Consider the following 20,052-nt stretch of genomic DNA (forward strand, 5'->3'; position numbering starts at 1 on the left):
CCAAGCATTGTCGGTGGCGGCGATGACGCCGGTAGCAAGGCAGCAAAGGTCGCCCCACTGGGGCTCCCCTCCGGAACGATCCGCTTCCGTATCGGGCCGGTGCAGCAACCGTCGCGGCGGCACTTTCGAATGCGGCAGAAGGTGTGGATGTCCATGTCAGTCGCCGTTACTCGGCTGATCCGCTCGAACTCGGCTTGTGTCAAAGGTTCGGTATTGCCCGGCCTGCTTTCGCCCATTGGATTTTCCTCCTTTCGACGGGCAACCGACAGCGTTCACGCGGCGGCTTTCCGTCCGTGTTTTGCGACGCTCTCTTTATATCCCGTGACCAGATCGGCCGGGGCCCGGCACGTGCCGTGACAAAGAGAATTGAACTGACACGATGCCGTGCCCCGTTCGGTGTCTTTTGCCGCGCCTCTAGGTTCTTCTACGTCCTTCGCCATTGCGGCCAAGGATTTGTGTGCCCGTGGCAGGGCCACTTATCCGCCCCGCCTTTCCGTCGGTAGACCATGCCCTGGACCAAGTTGGCGTGGCATGCCCGGCACGCCCGGCCTCTTGCATTTCGAGGCCGGAGGAGAACCACCTTCCGCGCAGCCCCTGAAATCCGGCGTGCGTTTGCACCGAAATTCCAGGGCACCGGTCCCGCCTCGCCGGTAACGCTCACCGGTGTATCCGCGACAGGACACAGGCATTGTATGCGCGGGCTGCGGGGCGGGGAAAACGGCGGGGTGCTTTTGTGGATTTTATTGAGATGTTTTGGAACGCCAGTGCTCGCGAAGTGGGCGCGGAGCCTCACCGTTGATTTGCAACGACACTCTCACTCGTGTGATCCGGCGCCAACGCCGGGGACTTCGGCCTTACCAGTGAAGCCGCAGCAAAAAGCAGCGTACATCAAATACGGCCAGATATTCCTCAACGGAGCGGCCTGCATTCTCCTGCGCGCTCTGTTCAGCACCCACTTCTGCCCAGCGGGAAGCATATGCGAGGCGATAAGGGGTCTCCGCGATTTCGGCGCCAGCCGCCCCCTTATCCGGCGCTCCGCGCCACCTTCTCCCCATCGGGGAGAAGACGGTGCAAACCGCAAATCCAGGGGTCGCCTTCGATCTTGCCTGGCTACGCCACGTGGACATGCCCCCGGCGAGGAGAAGGGGCAGGCCGATTGTGCCCAGCGTATCGAAAGGCCCTTCGGCCGCTGACTTAGCTGAACCGTCCAGCCGCGTGCGCCAGCATCGTGTAGACCTTGCCGGTATCGGACGTCAGGTAGCTCTGCGTCATCACCTTGTCGCTATCGTTGCGGGCGACGTCGCCGAGCAGTTTTTCGAAATCGGCGATGTACCGGTCGACGGCGGTGCGGAACTCCGGCTCGCGGTCGTATTTGCGCTTGATCTCGTCGAAGGTCTGCTGTCCCTTCAACGTGTAGAGGCGACGGGTAAAGACGTCGCGCTCGCCGCGCTGGTAACGCCGCCACAGATCGACCGAGGCGTCGTGGTCGATCGCACGGGCGATGTCGACCGACAGCGAATTCAACGATTCCATGACATGGCGCGGATTGCGGGTGTCGCCGGCACGGGCGGCAGGCTGGGCTTCGCTTGGGCGTTGCGCAGGGACGGGCACCGGTGTCTCGTCATCGCGCGATGCACCGCGCAGCAGGTCACGCATCCAGCCGCTGCCTTCCGCGGACGGACGTGTTGCCGTGGCCGGCTCCTGCTGCCGGACAACCGGCTGCTGGGAGTGCGGCTGCTGGGCGGCCGGGCGCGGCTGTTCCAGACCGAGGCTTCCGCGGAGCAGGGGCTCCTGCGCCTGGCGGCGCGGCTCGACGGCCGGCTGCTCTGCAACGGCGCGGATCGGGGCCGCGGCCACGGGCTGCTGCTGCGCCACCTGCTGGCGCGGCGCCGGCTGGGCGATTTCGAGCTGGCCGGAGGACTTGCCGATGATGTCGGAGAGTTCCTGCAGCGCCTTGATCTGCTCGGCAACGGCGCGGCGCATGACCGAGGCGTTTTCCTTGGCTTCCTCCGGCAGATCGAAGGCGCCGCGCTTCAGTTCCTCGCGGGTCATGTCGAGCTCGCGGCGGATCTCGTTGGCCGAGCGGCGGATTTCCTCAGTTGCGCCACTGAAGCGGCCGACGGCTTCTTCGATGGCTTTGCGGATCGCTTCGCTCATCTGCTGGGCGGCACCGTCCGACTTCTTACCGGTTTCGGTCATCATCCGGTCGATATCCGACATTGAGGCGCCGACGCTGCCGCGCAGGCGCGAGGCTACCTCCTTGGAGCGCTCCTCGGCGCGGGCAAAGGCACCCTCGACGGAAAGACCTGCATCCTCGCCGGCCTTGGCAACGGCGGCGCGCATGGCTTCGCTTGCCGAGGTTGCGCGGGCTTCCGCTTCCGTCAACGTCTTGCTGACATCGGCGAAGGAAGCCTGGACGCCGGCGCGCAGGTTGCTGGCGATTTCGTTCGAGCGTTCCTCGGCGCGAACGAATACCGATTCGACTGACATGCTGGCTTCATCGCCTGCCTTGACCACTGCATCGCGCATGGCCTCGGCAGCGGAGGCGGCGCGCTGTTCGGCGTCCGTCAGAATACGCCCGACGTCGTTGAAGGACGTCTGGATGCCGGAGCGCAGGTTGCCTGCGATCTGCGCCGAGCGGTCTTCGGCGCGCTGGAAGGCGCCATCAACGAAGCCTTCAAGGGCATGCATGGTCTTCTCGATCTCTTCCGAGCGGCTGACAAGACCGACGGAGAGGGTGCGCAGTGCATCCTGCCGTTCTTCGAGCGTGCTGACCAGGTTTGACTGTGCTGCGCCCAGGAGGTCGGAGGCCTGGCTGAGCACCTTGGAGTGATCTTCGAAGCGCCCGACGATGCCGCCGATCTGCGACAGGGTCGAGCCTGAGATATTGGCGAGCTTGTCGACCTTGCCTTCGAGAAGGCGGGTCGAGGTGGAAAGCATGTCGGAAGCGCGACTGGCCGATTCCGAGAAGCGCGTGGTGGTCGTTTCCAGTTGCTGGTCCATGGCGCCGAGATTGGCGCTTGCCTGCTCGATGACGCCCGCGATCGACGAGTTGCTCGCCGCCAATTGATCGATCAGACCCATGGCCGTCGACTGCAGACGGCTCTCGACCATCTTCATCGCCTTGGCGGTTTCTTCCGCGCGGCTCGAGATGGCATTCAACGTCTCGCCGGTGCGGGTGGTCAGGCTCTCGAGCAGCGTCGCATTTTCGGCGCGCAGGCGTTCCGCGCTCTCGCGGGCAACCTCGCTGATGCGGTCTGCGGCTTCCTTGCCGGTGGCGGCGTACTGATCGATGACCGGGCGAGCCTTCTCGTCGATCAGGCGCGACAGTTCGGCGGAACGGCCGGCGAGCATCGAGTTGAGCTCGCGCGTGCTGTCATCAAGGGTGGTGCGGATCGTGTTGCCGCGGGCTTCCAGGGCCTTCTCCACGTCGGCAAGGCTTTGCTGCAGCGACGACGCCTGTTCCGCCACACGCGATTGTGTCTGGGCGATCCGGGTGGCCGCACCATCGGTTGCTTCTCCGACGGAACGCGCCAGTTCGGCGCTGCGCATCGCTGCCGTCGCTGCGGTCTGCTCGATGCTGGACTGGAAATCGGACTGGCGCGCGGCCATTGCCTGCGCAAAATCCTCGCCGGCCTTGGCCAGCAGCTCTGCAGAGCGCACGGCTTCGGCATCGATGCCCTGCGCCGCGTCGCTGACGGCGCCGCGGAGGTTCGTCACGAGACCGGCAGCCTTGCCTTCGATCGTCCGACTGACATTGTCGAGGCCGACCGACAGGGCACGATCCATGGTTCCGAGCCGCTCTTCGATGCGGCCCGTACCGCCCTCGATGCTGGCTTCGATACGAGCGGCTGCTTCGTCGCTGACGCGGCCGAGTTCCGCCGTATGACTGGAGAGCGTATCGGCAATGCGGGTTGCAGCCGCGCCGCTGATGCGGTCGATCTCGTCCGTGCGCCCGGCCAGGCTGTCGGAAATGCGGGTTGCGGCGGCCGCGCTCACCCGATCCAGCTCCGCCGTGCGGTCAGACAATGTTTCTGCGATCCGTGCTGCGGCGCTGTTGCCGATGCGGTCGATTTCTTCGGTGCGGTTGGCAAGGCTGTCAGCAATCATCGCGGCAGCGGCCGTGCTGACCTGGTCGAACTCGGCCGTGTGGTCAGAGAGGGCGTCGGCGATGCGGGCGGCAGCGACGCTGCCGATGCGGTCGATTTCTTCGGCGCGTCCGGCAAGGCTGTCGGCAATGCGCGCTGCAGCCCTGTCGCTGACATGGTCGAATTCGGAGACCTTGGCGGACAGGGTGTCGGCGATCCTTCGGCCGGCATTGTCGACGAACTCGCTGACGCCGCCAACGCTGTCGCGAATACGACCTTCCAGCGTACCAAGGCTGCTTTCAATGCGCGCACCGGTTTCGTCGACGCTGCTGTTGATAGCGGAGAGGGACGTGTCCATCCGGTGCGTCAGGGTATCGGCGGCGCGGCTGATATGATCGGCGGTTTCGCCGAGCTGGGTTGCGACGTGGCTGGTGCTTGCCAGCATACGCTGTTCGAGTGCTGCGGCGCTCTTGTCTATGACGCCGCCGAGGTCTGCCTGACGCTCTTCCAGCGTCATTTCCAGCATGCTGGCGCTGGTGGCGATCGTCGTGGCAATGGAGGTCGCCTGTTCGCTGAGCACATCGGAAAGCTGCTCGGTTCCATGGGTGACCGCTACGTTGATCGCGTTGAGGCGGTCGTCCAGCGTTACCCGGATCTGATCATGGGTGGAGGCAAGCGATGTCGCCAGCTGACCGGCGCGGCCGGACAGCGTCTGTTCGATATCGGACGCCTTGTCTGCCATCGACACGGCCAGCTCCGAAGCATGGCTGGAAAGGGCAGTGGCAATCTCGGCCGAAGTGCTGGTCATCGTGCCGGCGATCTCGCTGACACGGCCGCTGAGGTTTTCGGCGATCGCTCCAACACGGCCTGAAAGCTGCTGCTCGATATCGCTGACCCGGTCGGCCATGGTTTCTGCGATCGCGCTGGCGCGATAGGAGAGGCCGTCGGCGATTTCTTCCGTGCGGCTGCTCAGCGTATCGACCATTTCGTTTGCGCGGGCGGACAGGGTGCCGGTGATCTCCGCCGAGCGCTCGGAAAGGAGAGTGTCGAGCGTCGCCGTCTGGCTGGCAAGCGTGTCGCCGAGCGTGCGGCTGCGTTCGGACAACAGCGATTCCAGCCGTTCCGTCGTGCCGCCGATTGCGCTCTCGATCGCGCCTGCGGACGAGGTGAGAACGTTAGCCAGCGAGCCGGTGCGCTGCGAGAGGATCGCGTCAATGCGTTCTGCCGTGCCGTCAAAGGCGCTGTCGATTGCTGTCGTGGACGATGTCAGCACGTTTTCGAGTGCGCCGGTGCGCTGCGAGAGGATCGCATCGATCCGTTCCGCCGTGCCGTCAAAGGCGCTGTCGATCGCGGCCGTTGACGTAGTCAGCACATTGGCGAGCGCGCCGGTACGCTGCGACAGGATCGTATCGATCCGTTCCGCGGTACCTTCGAAGGCGCTGTCGATGGATTCCGAGCTTGCGGCAAGCAGGCTCGAAAGTTCGACCGTGCGCTCCGAAAGCGTGTCGTCAAGGCGCAACTGGCTGGCGGCGATGGCGGTGGTGATCTCGTCGGCGCGGTTGGTCAGCGTGTCTTCGATACGGCCGTGGATCGCCTGCAGGCCGTCGATGAGGCCACTGGTTTGCGTGACGATGTTTTCCGCAAGCTGCTGGTTGCTGGCGGCGATGGCGCTGGTGCGGGCATCAAGCGTTTCGGCGAGCCGTTGCTGACTTTCCGTGAGCGCAGTTTCGAGCGAACCGGCACGCTCAGCGAAGCCGGATTCGATCCGGTCCTGCGCCGCAGTGAGCGCGCTCATCAACGAGCCGGAGCGTTCGGACAGCACACCGTCGATGCGGGCGTGCGCATTGCCGATCGCTTCGCTGAGCTCGGCAGTCCTGCCGCTGATCGTGTGCTCGATGAAGTCCTGTGTCGTGCCAAGCGTGGTCGCGAGCGTCAAAGACTGTTCGGACAGGGCGGCTTCGAAGCGTTCGATACCGCCGTCCAGCATGCCGCCGATGGATTCCGCGCCGCCGGTTACCGACTGGTTGATGCGGGCAAGGCTTTCCATCAGCTTGGAATCGAGCATGCCGGCGCGCTTGTCGAAGGCGGACGCAAATTCGTGGAAACGGGAATCGAAGGCCGTCGCCAGTTGTCCAACCGTTGTCTGCAGCTTCTCCTCGAAGAAGCCCGAGCGCAGGTCGAGATCCATGATCATGTCGTCGGAACTGGACTTCAGGCTCTGGCGGAAGCTCGCGCCCTTTTCGTCCAGTGTGGCGTTCAGCGTGTTGAGAATATCGTCGAGACCGCCGGTGATGGCCTGCTGGCCGACATTGAGGCTCTCGTTCAGATCGCGCGTGCGGGCGATCAGCGTCTCGTTGAGCTGGCGGGCGCGCTCGTTCAGCGCGGCATTCAGCTTTTCGGTATTGGCGTCGAGGGTCGAGGCGCGTGTTTCAAACTGACCGAGTAGCTGCTGGCCGCGCTTGGCCAACGTCTGGCTGAGATTTTCGAGGCGGGTATCAAACTCGTTGCTGAGCGACACGCCGGCTGTGGTGAGGCCTGAGAGCAAGGCATCGGTGCGGGTCGAGAGCATGGCGCCGATCGTTTGCGTTGCGCTGTCGGAGCGCTCCATCAAAGCCGCCGCGCGGGTCTCGATCATTGAGGCGAAGGCTTCGCCCGAAGTGGCAATACGGCTGGCGATATCATCCCCGGCAGTCGAAAGTTCATCCTTCAACTGTGTGTGGGCGCCGGCGATCGACGAGCGGATGCGCTCGGCATGGCCGACGATGGATTCCCGCTCCAGTCCAAGTTCCTGGACCAGCGTGCGCACGCGCAGTTCGTTATCGCTGTAGCTACGCTCGAGCGCGTTGACCTCGGAATGAACCAGCGTCTCAAGTTCGGTCGCACGCGCAATCGTGCGCTCGATGCCTTCGTTCATCGCCGAGACTTCGCGGCGAACGGCCTGGCCGACCGTCATGATGCGCTCGGAAGCTGCCGTTTCAGGCTCGGCAAGGCGCAAGGCGACCTCGGCCATTGATCGCGCGGCGTTGCGCAGTTCCTGCGCGCGCGAAATCATGATGGCGAAGGAGAAGAACAGCATCACCGGCAGGATGATGAAGATCGCCACCCCGATGGCGCCCGGCATGGCCGACAGGTCGGCAAGCGAGCGGATCTGCCAGATTTCCGGTCCATAGAGCAGGTTTGCGACACCAAGGCCGCCGATCGTCCAGAGGGCGGAGAAGGCAGCGGCGACACGCATCGCCGAGCGGCTGGAGCGGACGTCCAGCGAGCGCAGGATGGCGGCCGGCGTTCTGCGGCCGTCATCGTTGGCAGGCGCAAATGAAGGCGCCTTGGGAGCCGGTTCGGGCGAGAGGCTTCTTGGCGTTTCGGTCGCGCGTCCCGAGCGGGCTGCCTGGCCCTGTGGCTTCGTCGTCTTTGCCTGGCTGGGTGCCGGTGCCTGGCTCACTGGTTCAGACACTTTCCCCTCCGGATCATCCGAGGAAGTCTTTTCGTTCAGGGCAGACTTAAGCTCGTCGAAGTCGATTTTCAAAGCGTCTTCCAACGCCTGAAATGCCTCGTCGTCGATCGACTCGTTGCTTTTATTTGTCGCCATGCGGATACGCCTCGTTACTAAACTGTCCTTTCGAAAGGACCCTCCGCAACACCGCCTGCATTGGGGGAGCACCTCCGATACTCGGACGGTGACAGCAGGAAACGCGCATCTCATCTACGCAGAACCTGACATGCACCCATTTCAACCACGCACCGACGGAACAGCACATCAGCCCCGTAGGTGCTTCATTCGATGCGGTTTTCCGCCAGGACTGTCTGCACCTTATGGCATAAACATATCCGTCAACGTACCGTAGTGACACATTCACCGGTTTCTTACAATTAAGTGCCCCCGGCATTCGTTAAAATCCTAACAAGTTCTTAATGAAAAGTGGACCTGTTTCCCGCAGAAACCCTTGTAATCAGGCGGTTTAATGGCCGTTAACCATGCCGAGCGAAACCTGCCCTTATTGCGCCGCGTTTTAATCAGATAGCAGCGCCGATCCGGCCTAATAGGCTCATGAAATGAGCAAAATGACAGCCGGACTGGGCATCGAGAGGGTAACGCCCGCACCATCTTCGAGCCTCATAATAGCCTGACGGGTCAAGCACTTCCAGACAAACCGGAGGCAAATCCGGCGTCAGGGACGGGTAACTAAAAAGACAGGACGTGGGCGGTGACGGGCCGGTTGCGTCAGAAAAAAACAGAATAAGGATATTGGCATATGGCGGCACTCAAGATCGCGTTCGAAGCACCCGACAATCTCGCCGGGGCATGTCCCTCGAAGTCGCGGCCGATCGATCTGGTTCACCTTGCGACGCAGACGATGGGCGACAAGCTCCTGGAAATCGAAGTGCTGCAGTTGTTTGCGCGCCAGACGCGGCAGCTGATGAAGGAATTGTCGTCCGCCGATGCGGACGCCACCGTCACGTCTGCGCACCGCCTCAAGGGTGCTGCGCTTGCCGTTGGGGCTTTCGGTGTTGCCGAGGCGGCCGGCGCAGTTGAGACCGAGCCAGAGCAGGCGGTCCATCTTGCAGCGTTGAGCGCTGCCGTGATCGAGGCCGAACTGTTCATCCTGAAGCTCTGCCGCTAAAAGCCGCTGTTTGAAAGTTGCTGGCCAGTGCGGCACGCAGTGACGAAGCGTCGCGGCCGAACGCCGGATGCCAAATCCCTTCGTGTTGACTGGCGATGCGAATTGTTGGAAGAAATCGCACGAATTTGCCGCATTCCGCCGCCGCCTCTGCTATGAGGGGCGGCGCGATTGTTCCTGCGGTATACCGATACAACGCCAGCATCCGGAAAACCAAATGCCTAAACTCACCATTATCGCCTTCGACGGCACGCAGTATGACTTTGACGTTCAAAATGGCTCGACCGTCATGGAAAATGCCGTGCGCAATTCGGTTCCCGGTATCGAAGCCGAATGTGGCGGCGCCTGTGCCTGTGCGACCTGTCATGTCTATGTGGATGAGGAATGGTCGGCGACGGTCGGCGCTCCCGAGGCGATGGAAGAGGACATGCTCGATTTCGCCTATGATGTGAAACCGACATCACGGCTCTCCTGCCAGATCAAGATGAGTGACGGCCTGGACGGGCTCGTGGTTCATGTTCCCGAGCGCCAGGCCTGATCATCATGCGACGGAACCAGCAAGAAAAAGCCCCGCGGGTCGCGATCGACGAGCGGGGCTAGGAGGGCGTATCGCATACAGATGAGGGAGGGAGAACATCTGCTGCTTCAGGATACGCCAGGAGAACGCCACATGCGCGATGCACCGGGCCGGTCGAACATCAATCCGGAACAGAACAGTCAAGCGCGAAACAATACTTCCGGTTCAAGGCGTCCCGCATGGAGGCGGGCGACTAAATTCGGGGTCTGGAATGAAGAGAGTTTGTTTTCCTGCTCTTCATTCAATGCCTAGACTATACCGTATCTTTCGGTGTTGTTATATGGTGAGAAATCACCAGTGATATGCTGTTGACGTGCAAGTTTTTCGCAAGTCGAGTGATTCGCGTTTCCGAGCTTTGCTCGCGGCGTAGCAGTCTTGCTGACGATTTAGCGCTTGGCCTTCGTCATCCCGTCTAGCCTGTACTGCAGCAGCCGGATCATGCGGCGGTCGAAATTGGCCGCTTCCGTCTTGTCGAAGCGGGCCTGGTCGCGGTCGTGTTGCTGGATCCCCGTTTCGCTCAACCGGGCAACACGTGCCTGCATGCGCTCGCAATCCGATTCGGGTTTCAGCGCCAGAAAATCCTTCTCCAGCTTGCGGGCATGGTTGCGGGCGATCTCGGCGTGGCGTTCCTCATGGCGCTTGATATCACTTGCCAGCGTGTCCCAGACGAGCGCCAGATCGCGGTTTGCGGTTCTGCGGTTTTTCCAGCGCGGCAGGATGAGCTTGGTGCTAAGCGTCACCTTGGCGCTGCCGACGGCGCAGCGATTGCCGTGTTTCACATAGGTTACCGTGCCGCCGAACTTGATCTTGGTGGCGCCGGGATGGCGTGCGCCGGTCGAATTCATCATCGGACCGCGCTCAGACAGCGCCTTGTCGAGTTCTTCGGCCGTGCGGCCACCCACGGAGAAATAGGTGATGCTCTTGCTCACCACCGTGTCGCCATACGCTGACGAGGAATGGCCCGCGACGATACTCAAAATCAAAAACGCGGCAAAGGAAATGCGGCCAGTCAGCATAGGTTTACAGGTCTCGACAGTTGAACTTCCTTAAAGCTTGGGGCATAGCCAGCCGGAGCGCAACAGCAAATAACCGGCATTCCGGACAAAGCGGAAAACGAGCGAGTAATCCGAGCCCTTGCCGCAAGCTGTGGGCACACTGGCCTCCATTTGTGGTCAAAGTTGCGTCTGCTGGTGCCGCGGGATGGCGAGGAGGGAGTGAAACCATGGTGGACGACCCTTTCGATCTCTTCGAATGGAAACTGGCCCATAGCCGAAAACTCACTCTTGGTCCGACAGGGCTGCTGATGGCGATCATCAATGTGACGCCGGATTCGTTTTCCGACGGTGGCGCCTATGACGACACGGAAGCCGCTGTGTCCCACGCCTTGCGCTGTCTCGACCAGGGAGCCGCGATCCTCGATATTGGCGGCGAGTCGACCCGGCCCGGTGCTGCCGCGGTCACGGCGGCCGAAGAGCAGGCGCGGGTGCTTCCGGTCATTGCGGCGCTTGCCGAACGGACGGATGCAATCCTCTCCATCGATACTTACAGGGCCGAGACCGCGCGGCTCGCGGTTGCCGCCGGCGCGCATATCATCAACGACGTACACGGCCTGCAGCGCGAGCCGGAGCTTGCGAATGTCGCTGCGGCGACCGGGGCAGGGCTCTGCATCATGCATACCGGCCGCGACCGCGAAAAGCTCGCCGACCCGGTGCGTGATCAATATCATTTTCTCGATCGCTCCCTGGAAATCGCGGCGGCCGCCGGCGTCGAGCGCAACCGGATCGTGCTCGATCCTGGCTTCGGTTTTGCCAAGGACACTGACGAGAACGTTGAACTGATGGCGCGTTTCAGTGAACTGCGCGGTTTCCGGCTGCCGCTTCTGGCAGGCACGTCGCGCAAGCGCTTTATCGGCGCCATCACCGGCCGCGAAGCGCAAGAGCGGGATGTCGGCACGGCAGCCACGACAGCATTGCTCAGAATGGCGGGTGCTGCGGTTTTCCGGGTACATGATGTCGCAATCAACAGGGATGCGCTTCTGGTGGCGGATGCTATGCTTGCGTCTAAAAGACGGGCGCAGAAAAACCGCGGGCCAAAAAAACACGGGACGGAAAATCAGCCATGACAGCGATCTACACGATCACCCTCAAGAATTGCGCCTTCTTCGCCCGCCATGGTGTTCACGACGAAGAGGAATTTCTGGGGCAGCGTTTTTTCGTCGATGCTGAGCTGGATGTCGCGCAGGGAACGGCGCTCATCGAGGATTCGATCGACGATACAGTGCATTACGGCGTCGCCTTCACCGAGATCGAGAAGATCATCACCGGCCGCCGGCGTTATCTGATCGAGGCCTTAGCACTCGAGGTTGCCACCACGCTCTGTTCAGTCTTTCCACAGATTCGCCGCGCGAAAATATCGATCCGCAAGCCGAACGCGCCGGTTCCCGGTGTCCTCGACTATGTCGAAGTGACGGTTGAGCATTTTGCCTGAGATGCCGACTCATCTGGCGACACTCGGCCTCGGCGGCAATATCGGCGATCCTGCCGCTTCGATGGCGCGGGCGCTTGTGCTTCTCGATACGCGGCCGGACTGCGCGGTGACGCATGTCTCGAAACTCTACCGGACGCCGCCCTGGGGCAAGACGGATCAGGCCTGGTTTTTCAATACCTGCGCCGCGGTTGAAACCTCGCTTTTGCCCGACGAACTGCTCGACGCATGCCTATCAATCGAGCGCCAGATGAAACGGGAGCGGCTGGAGCGCTGGGGGCCGCGCACGATCGACATCGACGTGCTCACCTATGACAGTCTGAGCCAGCATTCCCAGACGCTGGAAATACCGCATCCGCGCATGACGGAACGGGGTTTCGTGTTGAAGCCGCTCGCCGATTTCGCTCCGGATCTCATTGTTGGCGGAAAATCGGTGGCGGAATGGCTCAAGGATGCCGATATCTCCGGCATCGAAGTGGCTGATCCGCGAGATGACTGGTGGCGGCAACGCGCTCCGGAATCAGCCGTCTGAAACGCAAAAGAGCCGGACGAGCCGGCTCTTTTGAAAACGTTGCAAAAAAGCCGTTACTTCTTGATCGAGCCGACAGCGACGGTGTCGAGCTGGCGGTTGAGGCTGACGCCGATCACCGGCACCATGGTGTCCTCGACCTTCACGGATATGGTGATGTTGAGCTTCGCGTCGCCCTGCAGGCGGGCGATCATGGCGCCGTTCAGCTTCTTGCGGTTGATACCGACGACGACCTTGTCCTTGCCGACATTGCCGGAGACGATATCAAGGCCCTTGCCATCGGCGCCATCGAGGAATTTGCCGTTGTAGCTTTTGCCGGATTGGGTGATGACGGCGGACATCGGCTGCTTGAAGACCCCGACGCGGCAGAAACCGTCAAGCTTGATGCCGGCTGCGCTTTCGCTGGCTTCACCGGTCAGGTCGCAGGTGAATTTCGTGCCCTTGTATTTTCCCGCGACGATCTCGCCCGGGCCTTTCCACTGGCCGGAAACCTGCTCGAAAAACGCCTTGTCGTTGCCGCCCGAGAGTGCCGGAGAGGCTGCGCAGGTGAGGGCGGCAAGCGAGGCTACGGCAATGCCGCGAGCGATCAAAGATGGGCGCGAAAACATAAACGATCCTTGATGGTCAGTGTCAGGAATGTGAGGCTACATTTGCACTTAAATGGTTAATGGAGTGTTGCTCCGGCCCTGCGGAAGGCCGGTTTTGAGGCTCACGAAATGTTTCATGCGGACTTTCTTCGACGACTGAAATCATTGGAAATCCTGGGCTTCACGCACGCCTCACTGCGATGTGTGCGCGGGTGAGTGGAGTTGCGTTGAAACCGAACCAGAGTTTGCTACGTAGTTGCGCATATAAGGAGGCTTGCCATGACCATCATTGACGATATCGAATCGCGTTTAACGCATCAAGGTGGCGAGGGCAGGGTGATCTACCGACACCGGATTGCCACACGCATCACACACTGGACCTGGGCGATTGCGCTGTTCTTCCTGCTGCTGAGCGGGTTGCAGATCTTCAATGCCCATCCGGAACTCTATATCGGCGAGCAATCGGGTTTCGAGTTCGACAACAGCGTCCTGTCCATGCGCGCCATGCAGACCGCCGACGGCAAGGTCGATGGTTACACCACGATCTTCGGACAGAGCTACAAGACGACCGGTGTTTTCGGAATGAGCGGGCCGGAGGACAATCCGTCCTACCGTGGGTTCCCGGCCTGGGCGACGCTGCCATCCTACCAGGATCTGTCGACCGGGCGGGTCATCCATTTCTTCTTTGCCTGGTTCTTCGTGGCGGCTTTCCTCACCTGGTTCGTCGCGAGCCTGATCAGCGGCCACCTCAGGCGCGACATTCTTCCATCCGTCGCGGATATCAAGGGCTTGCCGAAAAGCCTTTCCGATCATCTGCGATTCCGCTTTCATCACGATGGCCGCTACAACGTCCTGCAGAAGCTCGCCTATGCCGGCATCCTGCTCGTCATCTTCCCGCTGATCATCCTGACGGGCATTACCATGTCGCCCGGCATGAATGCCGCCTGGCCTTGGCTGCTCGACGTTTTCGCCGGACGGCAGACGGCGCGCACGATCCACTTCGTCTGTATGGCGCTGCTGGTGGCCTTCTTCCTGATTCACATCTTCATGGTCATTGCAGCCGGTCCGCTGAACGAGATGCGCTCGATCATCACGGGCTGGTATCGCACCGATCCCGAAAAGAAAGAGGAGCACACGGCATGAGCGGGTTCATCATCAATCGCCGCAGGTTCCTCACTGTTGCCGGGGCGGCGGCTTCGAGCATTCCGCTGTCCGGTTGTGATGCGTTCGACGGCTTGCTGTCGAACCAGAGCCCCGTGCGGGATGTCTTGGCTTCGGCAAACAGCCTGACCTATCGCGTCCAGCGCATGCTGATCGATGCCGACGCGCTGGCGCCGGAATTCTCGGCGAGCGAGGTGCGCCAGGGGCAGCGGCCGAACGGTTCGACCGACCCGACCGACGCGGACTATCTGGCGCTGAAGGCGAAGACATTCGCCGATTATCGGCTGACGGTTGGGGGGCTGGTCGAAAGGCCGCTGAGCTTCAGTCTCGATGAACTGCGCAACATGCCGGCCCGCACGCAGATCACCCGGCACGACTGTGTCGAGGGCTGGAGCTGCATCGCCAAATGGACCGGCGTGCCGCTCGCAACTATCCTCGACGAAGCCAAGATGAAGCCGGAAGCGCGCTTCGTCGTCTTCTATTGTTACGACAGCATGGACCTCGGCCTGTCCGGCGCCGTGCGCTATTACGAATCGATCGACCTTATCGACGCGCGCCATCCGCAGACCATCCTCGCCTATGGCTGCAATGACGAGGTGCTGCGCGTTGCCAATGGCGCGCCACTGCGGCTGCGTGTCGAGCGGCAACTCGGCTACAAGATGGCGAAATACGTTAGGGGTATCGAACTGGTCTCGACGCTCGCGCCGTTCGGTAGCGGCAAGGGCGGCTTCTGGGAAGATCTCGGCTACGAATGGTATGCCGGCATCTAGCCAGCGATTTCGTCGGAGGTTTTCGATCTTGATGCGCCCGGTGCCAGATCGCTGATGAAATCGCCGATGCCGGGGCGTTTCAGGGCGCGAAACGGCATCGGCCGGCAGAGATCCATCGCGGCGATGCCGATGCGGGCGGTCATCAGGCCGTTGATGACGCCTTCGCCGAGCCGGGCCGACAGTCTAGAGGCAAGACCATGACCCAGCACCTGCTGGATCAGGCTGTCTCCGACAGCGATGGAGCCGGTGACGGCGAGGTGGGCGACGACGTCGCGCATGAGCCGCAGCAGCCCGAACGTGCCTGGCCGCCCGCCGTAGAGATCGGCCATCGCCCGGATCAGCCGGGCGGATTCGTAGATGACGTAACCGAGATCGACGAGTGCGCGGGGGCTGACGGCAGTGACGATGGAGACGCGCTTCGAGGCGTTGAGAATAAGCGCCCGGGCTTCGCGATCGAGCGGCGTCAGCAGTTCCCGCTCGGCAAGGTCAAGCAGATGCGGGCCGTCAATGATCTCGGTTTCTGTTTCCTTGAGGCGCAGGCGTCCGCGCGCTGTCTGCGGCTTGGCGGCAACGAGATGCACGAGATGGGCCATTACCTTGCGGGCCGGCTTTGGCGTCGACGCAAGGCTCGCGTCGATGGCCTCCTGCTTCAGCGCCTGGACCGCATTCAGCCGCATGATGCCTGCCAGCTCGCGGGCGATGACCACGAGGAAAGCGAGCAGGCCGATGGTGACGACGGCGATTGCAAGATAGCCAAGCCAATCGGCGCGGCTGAAGAGATTGCGCACCAGGCTGTCGATCCACAGCCCGACGGCCAGGGAAACCAGAACACCGAAGGCGCCAAATGCGAGTTTGCCGAAGGAGAAGCGGCGCTTGCGAGGGATCGCCTCGGCCGGCGCGGGTAGAGCCGTGGTGGTTGCAAGGAACGGGTCATCGGCGTCCGGTGTCATGACGACGTTTTCGTCGAAACTGGCGGGTGAGCGGCGCACGGGATCGCGGCGTGCTGCCGTCGTCGATGGTTCGCCTTCGACCGTAAAAGCGGCCGGCTTCCGCTTCGGCGTTTTTGGCGTATCGCTCATGCCAGTCGATCTCCGAACAAAAACTGCATTGCCCGGTCCAGCCTGATGTGCGGCACCGACAGTTTCAGCCCACCGCCGGTTTCCTCGATATGCGGCGGCCGGAAACGCACGAAACGCAGGTCAGGAACCAGGGTCTCCTCCGGTTTTGATTCAAGGTCCTGAAAAAGTGAATCAGGATTCGCCGGTAAGTCGCCGGTAAATATGGCTGTTTTTCGCTCTCCGTCAAAGGTTTCGCCGTTGATTGTCTCGCCGGCGATCGGGGTACCGACGATAACCGGCAAGGTATGGCCGTCGTGATTGACCGTCGCCTCGCGGGTCGCGCGGACGGAGGCGATGGCCATGACTGCGAGCCCTGCACCACTGACGCCAATACGGTCGATGGCGCGCTGCACCAGCCGGGCGGCGATTTGCTCCAGGCGATCATGGCTCTCGTGGTGCAGATGATCGGCCTTGGTGGCGGCGATCAGCACCTTGTCGATGCGCTTGGTGAGGAACGACGACAGGAAGGAATTGGTGCCCGGCCGGAAACTGCCAAGGACGTCGGACAAAGCGCCTTCAAGGTCGAGCAGCGATTCCGGTCCGCGATTGATCGCCTGCAGCGCATCGATCAGGACGATCTGCCGGTCGAGCCGGGCAAAGTGTTCGCGGAAGAACGGCTTGACCACATGGGTCTTGTAAGCCTCATAACGCCGCTCCATCATCGCCCAGAGCGAGCCTTTTGGCGCGCGGCCTTCGGGCAGGTTGGCGAGTGGTGAGAAAGTCAGCGCCGGGGAGCCTTCGAGGTCTCCGGGCATGAGGAAGCGGCCCGGTGGCAGCGTTGACGGGGAACGTTCGTCGGATTTGCAGGCCTGCAGGTAGCGTGTGAAGGCTACCGCAAGCCGCTGCGCGTCCGATTCGACAGCGGGCATAGTGATATCAAGCGATCTGGCGAGTGAAAGCCAATCCGTGGAGAGCCCGGCGCGGATGCCGGTCTTCGCTCGTTCGACCGTCTTGTCGCTGAAGGCGCGAAAATCCTGTGTCAGCAGCGGCAGATCGAGGAGCCATTCGCCCGGATAGTCGACGATGTCGATGGAGAGCCGGCCCGGGGAGAACATCCGGTTCCAACCGCTGGCGCTTTCGTAGTTGACGGTGATGCGCAATTGCGAGATCGCCCGCGTCGAATCCGGCCAGACCCGATCGCGGACAAGCGCTGCAATGTGATCCTCGTACTGGAAGCGCGGCACCGCGTCGTCCGGCTGTGGTTCCAGTCTTATTTTCGAGACGCGCCCGGAACGAACCGCTTCGAATACCGGCAGGCGGCCACCATTCAGGAGATTGTGAACAAGGGACGAGATGAATACCGTCTTGCCGGCGCGCGAAAGCCCGGTCACGCCAAGCCGCAGCGTCGGATGCACGAAACCGGAAGCGCGATCTGTCAAAGTATCGAGTGCAAGCCGGGCATCGTCGGAAAAGCGGGTCAGGAGTGATGGCAAAATTTCGGGCCTCGGAACACGTTATATCATGGCCTCGGGGCCAGCTTGATCGTTTGCGATATAGGACGCCTTGGCGGCCGAAAAAAGTGTCGCCATGCGGCATTCATCGGACGTGACATTCCGGATCAAGCCAGGCCACGAGTTTACCCGGCGGCAGACTGCCAGCCTGCGGACGTTCGCGGAAATCAATCACCGCAAGTGCGCCTGGCGGGTATCCGTAGGGGATCGCCGCTGCCTGTTCGCCGAGGACCTCGCGCAGGATTTCCTCGATCACCGGATTGTGGCCGACGACCAACAGCGACGCGACGGCGGTACTCTGCCCGATGATAATATCGCGATAGGCATCCTCGGCGCCGGTATAAAGCGCATCGCTGTAACGGATATTCAGGTCTTCGCCCACTGCGCGCCGGAAAGCCTCTGCCGTCTGCCGGCAGCGAACCGCCGGGGAACTCAGAATAAGCTCCGGCGCAAAATCGCGATCTGCCGCCATTTCGGCAATCATCTCGGCTTCGGCAAAGCCAGTGTGGTCAAGCGTCCTGTCGAAATCCTTCTGGCCCGGAAGCGCCCAGCCGGCCTTGGCGTGTCGGAGAAGGTAGAGCCGGAAACCCGGGGCAGGTGGGGCAGGCATAAGGCGGGATCCCAGAAAGTGGATTGACGGCAGCAGCGTCGATCGCTCGGCTTCAAACGAACTTTGTCCGCCGGCCTCGCGGAAAGATCAAGTCACGGCGCCTTGTTTTTCAACAGGCCGGGCATCAGCGGTCTGCAGACCTGTCGGTTTTAGGACAGTGATACCCAATATGGGCGCGTTCGCGTCTTCTGCAGCAGACCGAGATGGGAAATATGCGCCCATTTTTTGTGCGCCGGCTGTATCGAAATCCGGCAGTTGCGGATTTTTCTGGTCCTGCGCCCGCAACTTTTGGCATGTATGGCGATTATCGGTTGTAAGACAATTTCGCGAAAAATGACAAACCTGTAATTTTGATGAAATATTAGCCCGTTAGCCTCGGGACTAAGCAAAGCTTAAAAAATGGTGTGCTATTTTTCAGAGACTTGAAACGGCGCCTGCATGGGTCTATACACCGCCGCAATGAGATGTTCTTCAGGAGAATCGCGTTGAGTGAGAAGATCGATCTTAGTTCCTTTGTCCTTTCCGAGGCAGAGGAATTCATGAATACCAACCAGCGTGCATATTTCAGAGCAAAGTTGAACGCTTGGAAAAACGACATCCTGCGTGAGGCGCGTGAGACGCTCGGGCACCTCGCCGAGGAAAGTGCAAACCATCCTGATCTTGCCGACAGGGCATCTTCGGAAACCGACCGGGCGATCGAACTCAGGGCCCGTGACCGGCAGCGCAAGCTGATCTCCAAGATCGATGCAGCCCTGCAGCGGCTGGACGAGGGTACCTACGGCTACTGTGAGGAGACGGGCGAGCCGATTGGATTGAAGCGGCTCGACGCACGGCCGATCGCCACTCTCTCGATCGAAGCACAGGAACGCCACGAGCGGCGGGAAAAAGTCTACCGCGACGAATAACCTTCCGGTCCAGAACCATTAAAAAACGGCGCGAGATTTTCGCGCCGTTTTTGTTTGCGTGCTACTGCATAATTCCTTGGATAAAATTATGCATCAAATCAAAGTGCAACAGCGACCTTTGCGCGTCTGATAAGACGCGCGGCGCTGTAGAACGCCTTTGCATCCCAATGCAACGGGGTCGCTCAGTTCTTCCGGTTGACGGCTATCTCGTTCAGCATTCGGTTCATTTCGTCTTCCAGTGTCGGTTCCGCCCGCCCGCCCGCAAGGCTGCCACCGAGCCGTGGTTCCTGGCGGATCGTTGGGTTGGGCGAGGGCGCGTTCGCGCGCTGGTCATTGTCGACGCGAACGTCATCGGCAGTCAGCTTGCCGAGGTCACCAGTGATCTGGGCGTCGAGGATGCGTTCGAATTCGGTGCTGGAGGTATCCGGCTGGCTCTGTGCAGCCGGCAGGACTGCGCCCGGCACGGGCGTTGTCTGCGTTAGGGGACGCTGCGCTGGAGCTGGCTGGTTCGTGGCCAGCACGCGCGTCCTCGCTGCCTCCAGAATGTCCTCCGGGGACCCGGCCGTCTCGACCGCGACCGTTGGTGTCGTATTCGAGGCCACGGGTTGCGGGCGCGGCTGGGCAACCCTACGCTCGGGCATCACCTGGCGGGTGTCCGCCTGCGGCCGTGCCAGGGCGTTTGTGACTGTCGCCGCTGAGACTTGGTCAGTGCTTTCGCCATAGAGAACCTGACCCATTGCCGAGACTGGCGCGGGCCGGGTTTCCGGCTGCGGCGCAATACGGCGTTCCGCGATGGGGCGCGCGGCGATGGTTTCGGGAAGAGGCGAGGCGACGGCCACCTGTGGTGCAGCCTGCGCAACGATGCGGCTTTCGATGACGATATCCGTCGGGCCACCGATCATGATCAGATGCTCGACATCGTCCCGGCGGACCAGAACCAGGCGCCTGCGCGTATCGACGGCGGCGGCGTCGAGCACGGCGAGCCGCGGCTGGCGGTTCTTGCCGCCACGGATGAAGGGAGAGGACGGCCGGTTGCGGATGAACCAGAGCACGGCCACGAGGCATAAAAGGCCAAGAGCCACTGCGCCCGCGGCAATGATGAAACGGGTACCGTTGTTGCCAACGATATCTTCGATCATGTGCGTCCTCCTTC

At 61.7% G+C, this 20,052-nt stretch carries 15 protein-coding genes; 8 read left to right on the forward strand and 7 right to left on the reverse strand.

Features of this window, described 5'->3' with window-relative positions; all coding sequences use genetic code 11:
* Positions 1–1,194: 1,194 nt before the first annotated feature.
* Positions 1,195–7,677 carry a kinesin gene (locus ACSQ2W_RS16555; RefSeq protein ID WP_436087236.1) on the reverse strand — a complete coding sequence of 2,161 codons (6,483 nt, stop codon included), beginning with the start codon at positions 7,675–7,677 and terminating at the stop codon, positions 1,195–1,197.
* Between the two features lie 664 nt (positions 7,678–8,341).
* Between ACSQ2W_RS16555 and ACSQ2W_RS16560 the strand changes: the two genes are divergently transcribed.
* Both ACSQ2W_RS16560 and ACSQ2W_RS16565 read left to right on the forward strand, forming a co-directional pair.
* Positions 8,342–8,710 (forward strand): Hpt domain-containing protein, encoded by a 369-nt coding sequence (locus ACSQ2W_RS16560; protein WP_436087237.1) that lies wholly within the window; start codon positions 8,342–8,344, stop codon positions 8,708–8,710.
* Positions 8,711–8,924: 214 nt separating this feature from the next.
* The gene (locus tag ACSQ2W_RS16565; RefSeq protein WP_112846812.1) at positions 8,925–9,245 is read left to right on the forward strand and encodes a 2Fe-2S iron-sulfur cluster-binding protein; all 321 of its coding nucleotides are present in this window, start codon (positions 8,925–8,927) and stop codon (positions 9,243–9,245) included.
* A 425-nt stretch (positions 9,246–9,670) separates the two neighbouring features.
* Here the strand turns inward: ACSQ2W_RS16565 and ACSQ2W_RS16570 are convergent, their stop codons facing one another.
* Positions 9,671–10,300, reverse strand: a complete 630-nt coding sequence (locus ACSQ2W_RS16570; RefSeq protein WP_436087238.1) for a DUF922 domain-containing Zn-dependent protease — start codon at positions 10,298–10,300, stop codon at positions 9,671–9,673.
* 206 nt (positions 10,301–10,506) lie between these two features.
* On the opposite strand from ACSQ2W_RS16570, the gene folP reads away from it, so the two are divergent.
* From folP to folK, 3 genes are read left to right on the forward strand one after another with little or no spacing between them, the layout of a single operon-like run.
* Positions 10,507–11,406: a dihydropteroate synthase gene (gene folP, locus ACSQ2W_RS16575; protein ID WP_436087239.1), complete on the forward strand. Its 900-nt coding sequence runs from the start codon at positions 10,507–10,509 to the stop codon at positions 11,404–11,406.
* The gene (gene folB / locus ACSQ2W_RS16580; protein WP_436087240.1) at positions 11,403–11,771 is read left to right on the forward strand and encodes a dihydroneopterin aldolase; all 369 of its coding nucleotides are present in this window, start codon (positions 11,403–11,405) and stop codon (positions 11,769–11,771) included. The genes folP and folB overlap by 4 nt, the downstream gene beginning before the upstream one ends.
* A gap of 1 nt (position 11,772) precedes the next feature.
* Positions 11,773–12,300, forward strand: coding sequence for a 2-amino-4-hydroxy-6-hydroxymethyldihydropteridine diphosphokinase (gene folK / locus ACSQ2W_RS16585; protein WP_436087812.1), 528 nt, complete (start codon positions 11,773–11,775; stop codon positions 12,298–12,300).
* A 53-nt stretch (positions 12,301–12,353) separates the two neighbouring features.
* Here the strand turns inward: folK and ACSQ2W_RS16590 are convergent, their stop codons facing one another.
* Positions 12,354–12,905, reverse strand: coding sequence for a hypothetical protein (locus ACSQ2W_RS16590; RefSeq protein ID WP_436087241.1), 552 nt, complete (start codon positions 12,903–12,905; stop codon positions 12,354–12,356).
* Positions 12,906–13,163: 258 nt separating this feature from the next.
* Between ACSQ2W_RS16590 and ACSQ2W_RS16595 the strand changes: the two genes are divergently transcribed.
* Together ACSQ2W_RS16595 and ACSQ2W_RS16600 are read left to right on the forward strand one after the other, a co-directional pair.
* Positions 13,164–14,027, forward strand: a complete 864-nt coding sequence (locus tag ACSQ2W_RS16595) for a cytochrome b/b6 domain-containing protein (protein WP_436087242.1) — start codon at positions 13,164–13,166, stop codon at positions 14,025–14,027.
* Positions 14,024–14,815: a molybdopterin-binding protein gene (locus ACSQ2W_RS16600; RefSeq protein WP_436087243.1), complete on the forward strand. Its 792-nt coding sequence runs from the start codon at positions 14,024–14,026 to the stop codon at positions 14,813–14,815. The genes ACSQ2W_RS16595 and ACSQ2W_RS16600 overlap by 4 nt, the downstream gene beginning before the upstream one ends.
* On the opposite strand, the gene ACSQ2W_RS16605 is transcribed toward ACSQ2W_RS16600, so the two are convergent.
* The 3 genes from ACSQ2W_RS16605 to ACSQ2W_RS16615 all read right to left on the reverse strand — a co-directional run bounded on the left by ACSQ2W_RS16605 (position 14,812) and on the right by ACSQ2W_RS16615 (position 17,994).
* Positions 14,812–15,894 (reverse strand): YcjF family protein, encoded by a 1,083-nt coding sequence (locus tag ACSQ2W_RS16605; protein ID WP_436087244.1) that lies wholly within the window; start codon positions 15,892–15,894, stop codon positions 14,812–14,814. The genes ACSQ2W_RS16600 and ACSQ2W_RS16605 overlap by 4 nt on opposite strands.
* Entirely contained in the window at positions 15,891–17,366 is a 1,476-nt protein-coding gene (locus ACSQ2W_RS16610; RefSeq protein WP_436087245.1) for a YcjX family protein, read from the reverse strand. Before ACSQ2W_RS16610 ends, ACSQ2W_RS16605 begins: the two co-directional genes overlap by 4 nt.
* A gap of 103 nt (positions 17,367–17,469) precedes the next feature.
* Complete coding sequence (locus ACSQ2W_RS16615; RefSeq protein ID WP_436087246.1) at positions 17,470–17,994, reverse strand: SixA phosphatase family protein; 525 nt, start codon at positions 17,992–17,994, stop codon at positions 17,470–17,472.
* A gap of 485 nt (positions 17,995–18,479) precedes the next feature.
* Between ACSQ2W_RS16615 and dksA the strand changes: the two genes are divergently transcribed.
* On the forward strand, positions 18,480–18,899 hold the full coding sequence (dksA, locus tag ACSQ2W_RS16620) for an RNA polymerase-binding protein DksA (RefSeq protein ID WP_436087247.1): 420 nt from the start codon (positions 18,480–18,482) through the stop codon (positions 18,897–18,899).
* Between the two features lie 182 nt (positions 18,900–19,081).
* Here dksA and ACSQ2W_RS16625 read toward each other — a convergent pair whose 3' ends face one another.
* On the reverse strand, positions 19,082–20,038 hold the full coding sequence (locus ACSQ2W_RS16625; protein ID WP_436087248.1) for a flagellar biosynthetic protein FliO: 957 nt from the start codon (positions 20,036–20,038) through the stop codon (positions 19,082–19,084).
* Positions 20,039–20,052: the final 14 nt, after the last annotated feature.

The sequence above is a fragment of the Pararhizobium sp. LjRoot255 genome (assembly GCF_964252905.1).
GTDB lineage: Bacteria > Pseudomonadota > Alphaproteobacteria > Rhizobiales > Rhizobiaceae > Pararhizobium.

What these genes read in the sequence shown, in the direction of transcription:
- ACSQ2W_RS16605 (WP_436087244.1), bottom strand. Translation starts at nt 15,894, where the DNA reads ATGAGCGATACGCCAAAAACGCCGAAGCGGAAGCCGGCCGCTTTTACG.
- folB (WP_436087240.1), top strand. Translation starts at nt 11,403, where the DNA reads ATGACAGCGATCTACACGATCACCCTCAAGAATTGCGCCTTCTTCGCC.
- ACSQ2W_RS16600 (WP_436087243.1), top strand. Translation starts at nt 14,024, where the DNA reads ATGAGCGGGTTCATCATCAATCGCCGCAGGTTCCTCACTGTTGCCGGG.
- ACSQ2W_RS16590 (WP_436087241.1), bottom strand. Translation starts at nt 12,905, where the DNA reads ATGTTTTCGCGCCCATCTTTGATCGCTCGCGGCATTGCCGTAGCCTCG.
- ACSQ2W_RS16615 (WP_436087246.1), bottom strand. Translation starts at nt 17,994, where the DNA reads ATGCCTGCCCCACCTGCCCCGGGTTTCCGGCTCTACCTTCTCCGACAC.
- ACSQ2W_RS16570 (WP_436087238.1), bottom strand. Translation starts at nt 10,300, where the DNA reads ATGCTGACTGGCCGCATTTCCTTTGCCGCGTTTTTGATTTTGAGTATC.
- folK (WP_436087812.1), top strand. Translation starts at nt 11,773, where the DNA reads ATGCCGACTCATCTGGCGACACTCGGCCTCGGCGGCAATATCGGCGAT.
- ACSQ2W_RS16595 (WP_436087242.1), top strand. Translation starts at nt 13,164, where the DNA reads ATGACCATCATTGACGATATCGAATCGCGTTTAACGCATCAAGGTGGC.
- folP (WP_436087239.1), top strand. Translation starts at nt 10,507, where the DNA reads ATGGTGGACGACCCTTTCGATCTCTTCGAATGGAAACTGGCCCATAGC.
- ACSQ2W_RS16560 (WP_436087237.1), top strand. Translation starts at nt 8,342, where the DNA reads ATGGCGGCACTCAAGATCGCGTTCGAAGCACCCGACAATCTCGCCGGG.
- ACSQ2W_RS16565 (WP_112846812.1), top strand. Translation starts at nt 8,925, where the DNA reads ATGCCTAAACTCACCATTATCGCCTTCGACGGCACGCAGTATGACTTT.
- ACSQ2W_RS16555 (WP_436087236.1), bottom strand. Translation starts at nt 7,677, where the DNA reads ATGGCGACAAATAAAAGCAACGAGTCGATCGACGACGAGGCATTTCAG.
- ACSQ2W_RS16625 (WP_436087248.1), bottom strand. Translation starts at nt 20,038, where the DNA reads ATGATCGAAGATATCGTTGGCAACAACGGTACCCGTTTCATCATTGCC.